Origin of the sequence: Xiashengella succiniciproducens (assembly GCF_023674465.1) — a bacterium.
Taxonomy (GTDB): Bacteria; Bacteroidota; Bacteroidia; order Bacteroidales; family Marinilabiliaceae; genus Geofilum; species Geofilum succiniciproducens.
The window spans coordinates 2,288,135-2,301,942 of record NZ_CP098400.1 but is presented as its reverse complement, the minus strand read 5'-3'; the positions used below and the strand labels follow the sequence as shown (position 1 = coordinate 2,301,942).

The following is a 13,808-nucleotide window of genomic DNA, read 5'->3' as shown; positions in this document are numbered from 1 at the left end:
GTAACATCCTGTCCATGGGTCCCAAATCATAGAGCCTTCCAGGTTTTAAGTTACTGAAATGATTACATTCCCGACTTTTTGTCTTGTCTCAACATACTGGTAAGCTTCTACTATATTATAAAGACTACAGACTCTGTCGATAAGTGGTTTGTAGTGACCTTCTTCGTATAGTTTTCTCAGAAAGAGCAAATCATTCTTGTCAATTGTGGGTATTGGGAAGAGGACTCTCTTACCACCGGATATTGAAGTGAACAGGGCTAAAATACATTTGCTCCATTCTTGCCAAGCGACTTGACTACCGCTATATTGCCGGTATTGCATACGGCCGTAACGTTAGCCCCAAAATACTTTGCCAATTGAACCGCAGCAGACTCAGCGATAGTCTTGTATTCGGCATGAGCACCAAAGTTGCAGTATTGATCCGGAAGAATACTCTCCAATTGTACCTGGCTGTATTTCAACGTTTTTTATGTTGAGAAATTAAATAAACAAGGAGGAGAACACACCATATAACTGCTGTATAAAACTTGTAGAGATCGAGTGAATCTGCTAATCCCAAGCTCCTCAGCTAATGGTCCGAAGATAATTGGAACAATAAACACAATAGGGATCCATGGCAATAGGCCATAATTTACTTCACCTACCTGACCATTAAATACATGATAGCAGAAAAAGGCTAAGCCATATAAAATCGGTCCGGCTATAAGACTTATCAGAACCCATTTCGTTTCTGCCTTTTTAATTCTCAGCCTTGCTTTTAAATCTTTTAACCCATTCTTCCCGTCAAAGAATGCTGTCAGGAATATGCCTGTAATGGTGGGACTATAGGCTCCAATGAAAAATAAGAGTAATACGCTCAGTGGAGAATTAAATGGATCTGATTCAATCTTATCCAGAACAGGTATCCAGCATCCCCAGGATATAGCGTAGCAAGTAATAATAAATAAAAGGAGTTTCTTATATCTCATTTCTGTCTTATTTAGAGTCATTATGCTTCCTTGCGTTGAATGAAATGACAATGGGAATGCTTATGTGAAAAATAAAACAAAATATCTAAGAGTCAATTTGTTATTGCTGATTTAATCATGCCTGAATAATATGGTATGTCTGAGGTTAGTTAAGTCGACATTCCTTATTTCCTGCTTGAGAACTATTGAATAAAAGGTCTTTGAAATATCGATAGTCCTTACAAATAGTACAATAAGTTGGTATCTTTATTTATTTCGATCCACCGTTAATCATTCTTGAAACAATGCCTTTGGGGTTGGTAAACTCTGCCATCAGTATGCCTCCTATGTGAAGTGCAATATATGGAATCAGATAATAGAGGGAAAGTACATGTATCTCTTTTAGCAGGCCTTTGAATTCCTTGGGTCCATTTTCCATAAATATTCCTGTAAACAAGGATATAGCTACACAGATGTAAAATACAACAAAAGACCATTTTTGGAACTTCTCTTTGGTACTCAATGTTTTATTAAAAGGATTCTGTATTCTAATCTTCCTCAGTACAGTAAATATAAAGCGTGACCAGAATAATCCAATTAGAACGTAGCCTAAGTAAATGTGCCATTGCCACATGGGGGCTCTGATTTGCTTAGCCAAAGCTATTGACTGGTCTTTTGACAATGGCCGGTCTGTATCTTTAAAATAGTTCTCAACAATACCTGCAAGGTTATCTTTGCTCAACCATGTGTTCCTAAGAAAAATGGTGATTATTATTAGAATAAATGTAATTGCAATCGTCCAATGTAGTATTCTGTAAATTCTAGAATAAGACTGTTCCATTTTAGGGTTTTGTTTGTAAACAGAAATATTATTCAATTTGCATAAGGTGGAGACTTACCCTTTTTCAGACAACTTAAAAATAGACTTTTTTCTCTTTAAACCATATTTTCAAATGCATTTTCAGTGAGCTGAAAGGTTCTGTCAAGGGCGGCATTCCTCCCAATGATATATGTGGATGATTTTGGTTATATAGTTGACCTTTTCTGTGCCAAATCTTGCAATTTCTCGATTATCTCAGCATCATTGCGGTTGCTCTTATAATACCACCTACAGCGAAACATCCATACCCGAATACTTCTTCCTCCAACTATATAATGTTGTTCTGGCTATACCATGTTCCCTACGTAGGGTTTGAACTTCTATGCCACTATCTGATTCTCTGCAAATCATGATTTATTCATAACTCTTTTTTGCCTGTTAAGACTTAATTTTTTGTCTATTATTAAACAGTCTGATTTTTGGAGGAGCTTACAAGGGGTCAATATCACCGGAATATCCACAAACCATAAATGCTATACAGTGTTGCCACCTGGTCGATCATTTTGCCTAATTCTAAAGTGCCCGGTAATTCTCGTAATATTCCACTCAAACCCCTATGGCCGCGTGTTGTAACCGCTTATTTATTAGGTCCTACTTATTGATTTTAATTGGTTTTATCGAACTTGTAAACCGCAGGGAATGAGGAATGGTTTGATATTTATTAATCACCCCTATTGCTGTGCATCCTACCCCTGTTGTTTGGTAGTCGAAATTGAATGTTACACCATCCGATTTAATCAATTGATAGATGTATTTTGCCTTTGTAAGATTCTCCGTGCTGTAATTATAGCAATTGAAATTAAATGGTTGTGTTGCCGAGAACTCGATACCGATTCCTTCATCATTTGTTATTCTTACATATTTGTTATCTGTTCGCAAACCACAATCTTGAGGTATTAAATAGGGCTCAAACATATTATCCACTGTTGACTGATAAAGCCCAATACGGTATCCGGTTTTGCGATCGGGATAATTCTCCTGTGGCCCGCGACCAAGCCATTCTACATTTTGCATCTGGCTATTTAATACCCATTTTGTTCCAATGCGTGGCAAGTACATGGGCATGTTTCCATTCGGATGAATTGTGTGCTGTAAAATAATATCACCGTCGGGCGAGATCGTATAAATCATTTCATTCTCAAAGCCTGCCCTGTCGTCATTTCCAAAGAGAGCAATTTCACTAATACTGACAATTATATTCTCATCTTTCTTTTCAACCCGAAATGATTCAAGTTTTGACTTCATTTTATCCAGACCGGTAGAATACCATGCAGTGGCAATCATTCTTCCGTAGCCCTCAGTTCTGGGATATACATTAACCGAATAAGTAGTCCAGTCGTCCAGTTCGTTCGCCAGAGGGGCACGCCAAACGTTGAATTGCGCCCCCTGTTTCAGCAATTCTGTACCCATGTATTTCATGGAGTACAATTGTCCATCGGCTTTATCAAATGTATAATCAAAGTTTTTTCCGGATACAATTAAATGTTGTTCACTATCTGTAATTTTTAAAGGATTGGTCAGATGCTTTACCAATTTTTTATCAGCAGGAACAAACCATGGTAATTCCAATTGATCCCAACACAGTTCAAACCCCTTCGGTGCCCATTGTGTAGCTTCCTTCAAATGAAAACTAACTGTTACCAAATAGGTTGAACCGGCTTTTAGCTGAGGCTTTGGGATAGGAAGAACGTAGATTCCTTCTGCTTCCGGTTCGACATCCACTTCCAAGTTTCCTGAAGCTATAGATGTTCCATTTTCCTCCAGACTCCAACGTGCATCAAAGACATTTGTATTGGTAAAGAAGTGTCGATTCTGCACTTCAATTTCCATTTTTTCGGCATTGCTCCACTTTACAGAAATAGGTTGAGCCGACTTCTTTATTTGCCACATTTCAGGTTGCGGAACCCGATTGGGCCAGATACTTCCATAAGTACGCGCTCCAATTCCATAGCTGAAAAACTCGCCTTCCTTTTCCTCCTGTTCAAAATCAAGCCACAAAGCTGCACGTGTTTTCAAGTTGGGATTTGCTGCCAATAATTCATTGATGTCAATTGCTTTGGAGAAAATACCCACCTGATCGATAATGGCATCGCACAAATATTCGGAGGTATGTTGACCATGTGTCTCGGCATTCCTACCCACATTAATAGGAAATGGAAAATTGGTCATGTTCCCGGTGATCGGTTTTTCAGCAACCTTTTTACTGTTGATAAATAGTGACATCGTTTTCCCGTCATAATAGCCTACTACATGATGCCAGTTTTCTATCCAATTTTCGGGTAGTTTAGCCCGGATGAATTTCTTTTGATTTGTATAAATGTAAAATTCAAGTTGATCCGATCCGATTTGCTGCAACCCAAATTGACAGTTTCCTTTAGTGAGTATTGTTCCGCCCATATTCATTAACTCACGTGGAAAAATCCAAAGCGAAACCGTTAATTCATTACCTGTAATTTCTATATTCTTATCCTGGTAGATTTCCACCCATTGGTCGTGCCCATTCAGATCAATACCTTTTCCCTCGTGTCCGGCAACCAGTTTTGCACGTCCCATGATGTGCGTTGGGATTTTGTTTGGTGATGAATCTGTCAATTTACGAACTGGCTCGCACAAACCTATACTCACGAAATCCCATATTGCACCACCCATGATACGTGGATACTTGTAAATGACATCCCAGTATTCATCCAGTCCACCTCCGGCATTTCCAGCTACCGAAAGGTATTCGTCCATAAACGATGGTCGCGGATCAACACTCTCAGGAACCATCCCAACCTGTGTTTTTAGATTAAATGGAGTGGCGTAACGTGGACCAATAATCTCTTCGCAGGGATGCGAAAAAGCATTCCCACCATACATCCAGTATCGTGTACTGTCATATTTCCGTCCTTCATCAATTACAGCACATATATTTCTACCTTCCCCACTCTCATTGCCTGCACTCCAGAAAAGAATGGAAGGATGATTGCGGTCGCGCAACACCATTTTCCGAACCCGATCTCGGTACATGGGCTCCCATTCCGGATTATCGTTAAGGTATTCTGTGGCATGTGCTTCAACTCCTGCTTCGTCAATAATATAGAATCCATATTCGTCAGCCAATTCTAAATAGCGTGTTACAGGTGGGTAGTGTGATATGCGTATACAATTTATATTGAACTGTTTAAACAGTTCAAAATCTTTACGAATGGTGGCTTCGTCCATGGTATGCCCCAAAGTGGGGTGTTGCATGTGCGTATTGATGCCGTTTAGTTTTATAGCCTTGCCATTGAGGTAGAAAACCTGATTTCGGATTTCGGTTTCTTTAAAACCAATACGACCAGTTATTACTTCTTCTGTTTTTCCTTCGCCGTTGATTAATTCCAGTGTTAACCTGTAAAGATTGGGCGTTTCTGCGGTCCACTTTTTAGGATTTTTTACCAACGCAGAAGCATTAATAGTTGTAGTACCATCGGCACTAATCTGAAAAACATCAGAAGTAAAATCCTGGACTAATACATTGTTTGCATCAAACAGCGAAGTGCGAACTTTATAGTTCTGTTTGTCTGTTGTCGATTGGTTTTTTACAGTAATCTGCAGACTTAATTTTGCATTTAAATAGTTTTCGTCCAGGTCGATAGTTGCATACCAGTCGAAGATATGCACATCCTTTTTTGCATACAACCAGACATCGTCGAATATACCAGCAAGGCGCCAATAGTCCTGACTCTCGAGATACACACCATCTGAATATTTAATTACGTTGACGGCAATAGTATTTTCCCCTGGTTTCAGGTAATTGGTAATATCATATTCTGCTGGCTCTTGGGCCCCTTGGTTGTAACCCACTTCCTGTCCGTTGATCCAGACAAACGATGCCGAGGCAGTTTTCTCCATGCGCAAAAAAATGCGTTTGCCATTCCAATCTGGCGGCAGGGTAAATGCTTTGCGATACGAGCCTGTAGGGTTGTATTCGCGAGGAACATAAGGTGGATTGGATTGAAAAGGATGTGCTACATTGCGAAACTGGGGATCGCCAAAGCCCTGCATTTCCCAGTTGGAGGGAACTATAATTTCAGACCATTCCTGATCGTTATAATTTGATGTAAAAAAGTCGGTGGGTGTACCTTCCGGAGTATGGGCAAAATGGAACTTCCACTTTCCATTTAACGAAAGCACATTCTCTGAATCCGATTTCTTAAGATTTAATGCTTCTTCAATCGACTCCCAAGGAATACAAACCGTGTGTCCTTCAGTCTGGTTGACTTCAAATATCGCTGGATTTTCGATAAAATGATAAACGTTTGCAAATTCCGATTGCTGTGCTGACAATGTAAAACTTGCCAGAGAGATAAATAAACCAACTAATTTTTTCATGCTTGATTCCGTATGATTTTGCATTGTCTATTCTCTTTTTTATAGTTCTCTTTTAATACTGGATATTCCGGTGATATTGACCCCTCATTCCGGTGATACTGACCCCTCACTGGTAGAGGTTCAAAGAACGTGATAGACTGACAATATTACCGTTTTTTTCTTAAACTTTCTCCATTTGTAATCTTCCCTTAGCTAGCTACACCCAAAACTAAAGAATTCCAATCAGAATTGTTGTTGTTGTCCTGTTGGAATGTGGGAAACTCGGAGAGTTTTCCATATTTCAACAGGAATTCCGTAGGTGTTAATTGTCCTAAGGAAGAATGTGGCCTCTGATTGTTGTACATCCATGCCCAAGCGTTTGCGTATTTCCTGACGTCATGAATAATCGTAGCTAATTTCAGGGAAGATTACACTTCAATTTGGAGAAAACAATAATAGCGTTATCTGTTTCATTAACATTTTTAGCCAAATCAATAAATTCTTCTGTTAATAAATGAAGCCGGTTTTCTCGTTTCATATACTCAAAATGTTGGGAAATTTCGTATGAATTAACATATCCTATGATTGTATTATCTTTACTATTCAGGATATTGGAAAATGGTGGCATAAATGAGATAGGTTGATCACTACTGTAATTACCTACATCTAATAGTAACCTGTTGGAATTAATAATAATACTAACCTTACTTGCGTTTCTCACTATCGGCATAAATATGAAATCTTTTGTGATAATCGGATTGGAAGTTTTCTCAACGTAGTTGTTTGTGGAATTAATATCAGTTGCTTTTAAGAAATCTTTTTTGTTTTCTTTCAATAGGAGTTTTCTGGGAAGTTCATTTCCTGGAAAAGTAATGATATAATCGTAATAAATGTCCCCGGAAGCAGAAACTCTGAAGATTGTGTCATTAAATGGTTCGTGGTAATACAACTTGTTGTTATATAGATCCATATTGTTCTGCGAAAGAAAGCTCCAATATCGATCTTTTTCCCTAAATGCATTCACATGTTTAACATTGAAAGTAGAATCTGTCCAAACCAAAGAATAATTTATTATGTCAGGTAAATGATAATTATCAGAGTCGAGCGTGTGGAAGACGTATGTATTACTGTCAAAGATATGGAATGAGACAGCAAAAAAAGGTATGTTTTTGTTTTTAATAAAATTGCCATCCAAATCGTAAAACAAAAGTGATGATTTAAATTGATCATATATAACAATAATACTGTCCCCTAAATAAAAATCAGTTGGTTGAATATACTCACCTGGACCATTACCCTTTTGTCCAATGTTTGTAATAAAGCTTCCATCTATATTAAACTTTTTCACTGATTTTGTAGTGTATTTATCAAGCAGGAAAATGTAATTATCAGACAACCTGATTTTTTCAATAGAACCTATAAGTGCATCTGGAGCATTATCTAACTTAATACCATAAGCTGTTTCAATGATATCAGGTAGAAACAATTCAAAATTTAGATCAAAATCCTCAATAGCAATCTCTTTGTTCAATCCTTTTTTTATCGAGCCTGTCTTAATATTACCTGTAATTTGGTTAACATTAACATCTTTAAATTTTTCTGGTATTCTTTTATCTAAAAAAGTACAAGAGGTTACTATTATTGGCAAAAAACACAATGCAATTTTCTTCATATTTTCATATTTTGAAGTAAATCAATTCTACATTATTTCGAATGAAAAACCGTAGAATTGATTTAAATGTGAGTTTAATTACTATTTATTATGAGCATGGATTCCCACTTTTAGGTGCAGATTCCTATAATGCACCCCAAATATTGGACACCAAGTTAAGTTGAAAAAACATAACTTTAAAACCGATATGGTAACCAGTAGAAAAAAGTACTCAGCGGCCTTCAAGGCCCAAGTTGCAATCGCTGCGCTCCAGGAGCGTGAGTCATTAGCCGAACTATCCAAACGCTTTGAAATATCTCCAACGATGATTTCAAAATGGAAACAGGACTTTCTGTCCCGTTCCTCAACTGTCTTTGAAAATCCTGCACCAAAGGATGATTTTGACAAAGAAAAGGAGCGCTTGTACGCCAAAATTGGACAGCTTGAAATGGAGCGTGACTGGCTAAAAAAAACTGCAAAAAGATTGGGGTTATGATCGAGTTAAGAACCTGTATATCAAAATATGAGACCATGAGTATCCGTAAACAATGTGAATTGTTAGATCTGGCCCCCAGCAGTTACTACCATAAAGGAAAAGGCGAAAGCTATGATAACCTGCAGATTATGCGTTTAATGGATGAAGAGTTTCTGGAGCACCCCACCCATGGCGTGTTTCAAATGCAAGACTTTTTGCGGGCTAGTGGTCTGGTTGTTAATCACAAAAGAGTGCGCCGATTGCTTCGGAAGATGAACATCATGGCCATCTATCCACAAAAGAATCTGAGCAAACTGGGACAGGCCAAATACATCCACCCTTATCTGTTGCGCAATCTTGAGATCTCTCGCCCCAATCATGTTTGGGCAATCGATATCACCTATATCCCAATGGCGCAAGGTTTTATGTATCTTACAGCCATAATTGATGTTCACAGTCGATATGTTGTGGGATGGGGGCTGTTCAATGACTTAAGGGCAGAGAACTGCCTTATGGTGCTAAAAGATGCCATCCGCCAGAATGGAAAACCGGAGATCATCAATTCAGACCAGGGGAGCCAGTTTACGTGCCCTCTTTGGGTAGAGTATCTGCAGGCTGAAGAGATAAAAATTAGCATGGATGGGAAAGGCCGGGCACTTGACAATATCTTTATAGAGCGTTTTTGGCGCACGGTTAAGCGTGATTACGTGTATATTAACCCTCCTGAAAACGGTGAAGAGCTATATGCGGGGTTGAAAACGTTTTTCAATTATTACAATGAAAAAAAGACGCATCAAGGAATAAATCGAATGATTCCAGCCCAACTTTACAAGAAAACTGCTTAATTTGGCACTTCGTGCCATGCGTTTTCTTAGGCATGGGCTAATTGAATGAGCAAGCCTCCGGCCGGAACCGGGGCTCATTCACTCAGCACAGGTTATCCCTAAAGGGTTGCTCGCCAGCAGAGCCCTTGTATGTTTCACCTGATGCGACAAAGATAATTGATGGCTTGGAAATTCAACTTAGCAAGTCATCATTTCTGTCCAACGAATGGGGAGTATTATAAATAGAATGACTCAATTCAAGCTTTTTTATACGATTGCCATTCCAATCAAACATAATTAGACAGCAAGCTGCTCGAATAATTGCATTATTCCCTGAGATACTGTCAAAGCGTTAGTATTTTTTGTTTAGTTTTTCACTAACACTTTTTAGGTACAAGTTTGTAATATGGGGGGTTGATTTGTTAGGAACAAAAACATTAGTAATTCTTAAATTTCGATCAATTAGGAAAAAATAAGGATATCTCAATTCTTCTACTGGTAATTATAGTTGTGGACAATTGTAAATACTTACCCCTTGAAGACCAAAAAAGGGTATGTTCTTGAAGAAAATCCTATTGTTTCTGTGATTTCCCCAAAAAGCTATATTATTAACACCTATAGAATCAACCCACATTCGTGCAATTTGCATAGATGCGTTTATACAACTTTCACAATGCATTTGAGAAAAGCGAAAAATTAGGGTTTCCTTTTCTTTATTGCTAAAGATTTCGTTAATCGAATACTCCTTATTCAAGGAATCTTTAACTACCAACTCTTCAACCTTAAGATTACTATTCATTATGCTTAACCTTAAATTTTGTTTGAAGGTTTGTAATTCATCATTATTTTTTGTTTGATTAATGGAGTTACTTAGTGCGAAAATAGTTTGTTCCTTTCTTAAGAAGTATTGTTGTGTCCAAGTAAAAATATTTATCAGTACTAGTGAAATAATGATTAAAATATAAATGGATTGTTTTTTCATTTGTAAATTTTTTATTATTGTGACATTCGCTTGTTTGCAATAAGCTTTGGGCAGAAGCAGACTTGGTAGAGCAATGCTGTGGTAGGCAAGTTCAATTAGCTGAATTCCCCAAAGGAATTATTACAGCTTTTACGTGCTGCTTTCTCAGAGTTCATTTCTTTTGTCTTTTTTCCTGTTTAATGGTTTGATTAATATTAGTCTGAAATCCTTTTACTTGACCGTTTCATTTTAAAAAGCACGTAATTTGAATAATATTAGGATAGGGTTATCATCATCAGTTAAGCTTTTAAGTTTAGATTTATCTGCGTCAGATAAAATGGAGCTCTTGTTAATAAAGGGCTCTCTTCCATTGGGATAATATGCAGATATGAAATATTCTCTAAAAGTCCATTTGGGATATGCCATGGGAGGTATCTCGTTTAGATTATAGTTGGCATGTGTTCCACCGATTAGGTTTCCTGACTTTTTATCTCTATATATTACGGTTTGGAAACCTTTATGCCAGTTTTCCAAGAAAAAGACACTATGAGTATGATTATCAAGGTGTTTGCCAAAGAAAAAATTGTAATCGTTTTGAGTTAATGATTGTTTAAACGTTTCATTATTTGCTTGAAGAATTTTCTCAGGAATTTTGTTTCTATATTCTAATACATATTTGGCCCTTATTGATTTGTTTATTGCGCAATATTGGTAAATAGTGTCGTTGAATCCCTGGGTAATGAACAGGTCGTCGTTCTTTTGTAGGTAGTTATCAATACCCATATTATTCCTGTTGGGCAAATATGGCATACCAGCAGATAACAACTTGAAATTTTCATCGGTTATTAAAATGGTATAATCCATTAGTTCTCCCAAATGCTCATTCCCCTGACCATCTAATGTTTTAAATACAAATCCTGAGTCTATTATGGCAAAATTGAAAAACCCAAAAGGGAGCTTATCTTGTTTAATAAATTCTCCTAATGCATTAAAATACAATAAATAAGAGTGTTGGTAGGCAATCAATCTATCATTGTGAGAATCAAATGCGATATCGTAAAGTCTGATAAGTTCCCCAGGCCCTCTTCCATTTGGTATTCGCTTAATAAACTTTCCGTCTTTTTCAAAAACTACAATTCCACCTCCTTGAAAATCATCGAAAATATAAATGAATGAATCTGTAATGATAACTTTCCTGATTTCGTCAAGCAAACTTTCATTAGTCGTTTCTAATTTTACTATTTTCACCTCCGCTACTTTTGAGCCAAAGTCGAAGGTTTCATGCTTAAGAATTGGATTTAGGTCAATTCCTATTACGGAATCTGTTTCAATTGTTAGATCTTTCGTACTGTTAAGCTGTAAAGTAGCGATTTCTTCTTTTGTATAACGCGCTTTTGGTTGTTGATTCATACATCCTAAAGCCAACAAAGGTGCTAAGACTATCAGATACTTTTTTATACATTTTTTTCTTATTGTTGAGAATTTGTGACAATGCGTAAGCAGAGCCAAGCTTGTTTGAGCGATGCTATGGCGGTCAGGTATTAATTCGCTAAGCTTACTTGCTATTTTTATTTGCTTGGGTGATATGCTTTCCGTGGTCATTTCATAAGTTGCAAAAGAAGTTTGGTTTGTTTTGAGATACCCACTTAAGCGGGTATCTCTTTGTATTATTAACAGGGTATCTTTGTGCAATTTTCGTTACCATATGGGCAGGTAATTTCCATTCTACCAGATGGATTTATTTGCGTATGGCTACCACTGTCTTATCCTAAAATATGGCTACAGGTTAAACAATAAATTAAGCTACATTTTCAAAGACCATATTCGGAGTTTTATAACCTAAAGATAAGTGAAGTCTTTTATGATTATAAATCTCAATTGCATTTTTTGCTGCATTGAAGGCATGACTGGTACTATAGAAGTACTGATCCAGGTAAAATTCATCCTTTAAGATGCCATTTACTCGCTCGGCGATGGCATTTTCATAGCAATGGTTCTCCTCTGTCATGCTTATCTCTATTCCATGCTTCCTAAGCTCCTCAACATATTGATTACTACAATACTGTATACCCCTGTCTGAATGGTGAACTAACCTGGTCGCAGGTCGGGCTGCCCTAAGGGCTCGTCGGAGAGCCCGCAGGCAGCCCGCCAGCTCCAGTGAATCGCTCAGATCATATCCGACAATCTTACGCGAATACATGTCGGTTATCAAAGCCAGATAGCAAAATCCAGAGACCGTCCGAATATAAGTGATATCCGATACCCACACCTGGTTTGGACGTGTTACTTCCATGTCCTTTACAAGGTTCTTATACGTGTAAAAGCGATGGTGTGAATAGGTCGTCCTGCAAGTAGCCTTTTTTCTTCTTATAAGCATATTATACTCCCGCAGGATATCAAACAGGCAATCCCGGCCGACCTTCAGTCCTGCTTCTTTAAATGATGGCTGCAGGGCCACATGAAGCTTACAACCGCCAACTCTTGGCTGTTCTTTTCGCACTTTTTTAACCATTTCTATTACCTGGGCTTTTACCGTTTCACGCTTTTTAAAGCGTTTCAGATACTTGTAATACGCGTCTCTTTTGAGTTTAAAGCAGCTGCATACCGCCGTGAGGCTTTGCTTTGCTCCGGCTACTGCTTTGATGAGGGCTTTGTGTGCTTAGCTTTTTTTTTAGCTCAGCTACATTCTTATACCCCAATTCTTCGGCCATTACCTCCAAATAAGAATCATTTACCAGCAGCTCCAGATCCTTCTTTAACAGAAGTTTCTTGAGTTGCTCGATTTCCTTTTGAAGTGCTTTGACTCTGCTGATTTCATCCTGGTTTTCTACCATAATACGGGTGTTCATTAGTTCTTTACGATCATACTTCTTAATCCAGCCATTTATTGTACTGGCTCGAAGTCCGTAAATTAAGCATAATTGTCGTTTTGAGTATTTTCCCGTACTTAATTCGGCAAGAATCTTGAGTTTAAAACCCTCACTGTACCTTCTGGTTACTTGATCATTTTTATACATATCTACATCGAATTGTGTAGACATTTTATAGGACGACACAAGGTTGCAGCTAACGAGCACATGTATGAAATGTTTGGGGTTTGCGGGCTTCGCAACTGTCTGCCGTTACAAAAGCTAATACGGGGCAGAATGCTTCAAGTAACCACTAAACCCCCAAATATTTTATACATGATGTTGCCGCCTGGTTGGTATTTTTTTCCAAAATCTAAAGTGTTAGGTAATTGTTTTATAGGGTCTACTTTTATAACCAGATTCAAGCAAGGTTCATTTCAAGAGATTCAAAATACTCTCTTATAAGACTGCGTTTTGGTAAAAATGTATAATTCAAGTTGATTGTCTTTGTTTCATCCGTTTTTAATAAGATATTTATCTCATTATCAATAATTTTCAGAGCTTTGATTTCATCTATTCTGAATTTTTCTGGATGTTTGTTTTTTGGGAAGTGATATGATATCTCATAGTTATTCCACGAGATGAAATATCTTTTGAACTTTAAGTTGCTGTTCGAAAGGAAATACATTGCAATTCCTTGAATCATTAGAAACAAATTGTGCCATAAGCTAAGTTCAAATAGTTGCATATGCCACCTTGAAAACTTAAAAATCAGACCTATTGTCCCAATTGCAAAAAGTAATACTGACAATGCCCTAAAGAATTTTATTGAATTTTCATTTCTATCATATAGTTGGATATATGCCTCTTTCATACTTGTGGGTTA

Annotated in this window: 15 protein-coding genes; 2 read left to right on the top strand and 13 right to left on the bottom strand. The window is 37.5% G+C overall.

The window, feature by feature from the left end:
• Nucleotides 1-45: 45 nt before the first annotated feature.
• The 8 genes from M9189_RS13000 to M9189_RS09630 all read right to left on the bottom strand — a co-directional run bounded on the left by M9189_RS13000 (nt 46) and on the right by M9189_RS09630 (nt 7,834).
• Nucleotides 46-321 carry a zinc-binding dehydrogenase gene (locus M9189_RS13000; protein ID WP_419184185.1) on the bottom strand — a complete coding sequence of 92 codons (276 nt, stop codon included), beginning with the start codon at nt 319-321 and terminating at the stop codon, nt 46-48.
• Complete coding sequence (locus tag M9189_RS09650) at nt 258-461, bottom strand: hypothetical protein (RefSeq protein WP_250722742.1); 204 nt, start codon at nt 459-461, stop codon at nt 258-260. Before M9189_RS09650 ends, M9189_RS13000 begins: the two co-directional genes overlap by 64 nt.
• A gap of 6 nt (nt 462-467) precedes the next feature.
• On the bottom strand, nt 468-968 hold the full coding sequence (locus tag M9189_RS09645; protein WP_250722740.1) for a hypothetical protein: 501 nt from the start codon (nt 966-968) through the stop codon (nt 468-470).
• Between the two features lie 250 nt (nt 969-1,218).
• The gene (locus tag M9189_RS09640; RefSeq protein WP_250722738.1) at nt 1,219-1,788 is read right to left on the bottom strand and encodes a cytochrome b/b6 domain-containing protein; all 570 of its coding nucleotides are present in this window, start codon (nt 1,786-1,788) and stop codon (nt 1,219-1,221) included.
• Nucleotides 1,789-2,055: 267 nt separating this feature from the next.
• On the bottom strand, nt 2,056-2,178 hold the full coding sequence (locus M9189_RS12995; protein WP_419184184.1) for a transposase: 123 nt from the start codon (nt 2,176-2,178) through the stop codon (nt 2,056-2,058).
• 240 nt (nt 2,179-2,418) lie between these two features.
• Entirely contained in the window at nt 2,419-6,183 is a 3,765-nt protein-coding gene (locus M9189_RS09635) for a beta-galactosidase small subunit-related protein (RefSeq protein ID WP_250722736.1), read from the bottom strand.
• A 188-nt stretch (nt 6,184-6,371) separates the two neighbouring features.
• Entirely contained in the window at nt 6,372-6,566 is a 195-nt protein-coding gene (locus tag M9189_RS12990; RefSeq protein WP_419184197.1) for an integrase core domain-containing protein, read from the bottom strand.
• 14 nt (nt 6,567-6,580) lie between these two features.
• Nucleotides 6,581-7,834: a 6-bladed beta-propeller gene (locus tag M9189_RS09630; RefSeq protein ID WP_250722734.1), complete on the bottom strand. Its 1,254-nt coding sequence runs from the start codon at nt 7,832-7,834 to the stop codon at nt 6,581-6,583.
• Nucleotides 7,835-8,021: 187 nt separating this feature from the next.
• Between M9189_RS09630 and M9189_RS09625 the strand changes: the two genes are divergently transcribed.
• Nucleotides 8,022-8,309, top strand: a complete 288-nt coding sequence (locus M9189_RS09625) for a transposase (protein WP_250722733.1) — start codon at nt 8,022-8,024, stop codon at nt 8,307-8,309.
• Entirely contained in the window at nt 8,306-9,133 is an 828-nt protein-coding gene (locus tag M9189_RS09620) for an IS3 family transposase (RefSeq protein ID WP_250722731.1), read from the top strand. Before M9189_RS09625 ends, M9189_RS09620 begins: the two co-directional genes overlap by 4 nt.
• A gap of 481 nt (nt 9,134-9,614) precedes the next feature.
• Here M9189_RS09620 and M9189_RS09615 read toward each other — a convergent pair whose 3' ends face one another.
• From M9189_RS09615 to M9189_RS09595, 5 genes are all read right to left on the bottom strand, one after another.
• Entirely contained in the window at nt 9,615-10,094 is a 480-nt protein-coding gene (locus M9189_RS09615) for a hypothetical protein (protein ID WP_250722729.1), read from the bottom strand.
• A gap of 228 nt (nt 10,095-10,322) precedes the next feature.
• Complete coding sequence (locus tag M9189_RS09610; RefSeq protein WP_250722727.1) at nt 10,323-11,765, bottom strand: 6-bladed beta-propeller; 1,443 nt, start codon at nt 11,763-11,765, stop codon at nt 10,323-10,325.
• A 106-nt stretch (nt 11,766-11,871) separates the two neighbouring features.
• Complete coding sequence (locus M9189_RS09605; protein ID WP_250725562.1) at nt 11,872-12,717, bottom strand: IS3 family transposase; 846 nt, start codon at nt 12,715-12,717, stop codon at nt 11,872-11,874.
• On the bottom strand, nt 12,662-13,090 hold the full coding sequence (locus M9189_RS09600) for a transposase (RefSeq protein WP_250722725.1): 429 nt from the start codon (nt 13,088-13,090) through the stop codon (nt 12,662-12,664). The genes M9189_RS09605 and M9189_RS09600 overlap by 56 nt, the downstream gene beginning before the upstream one ends.
• A 253-nt stretch (nt 13,091-13,343) precedes the next feature.
• Nucleotides 13,344-13,796, bottom strand: a complete 453-nt coding sequence (locus M9189_RS09595) for a hypothetical protein (protein WP_250722721.1) — start codon at nt 13,794-13,796, stop codon at nt 13,344-13,346.
• Nucleotides 13,797-13,808 lie beyond the last annotated feature (12 nt).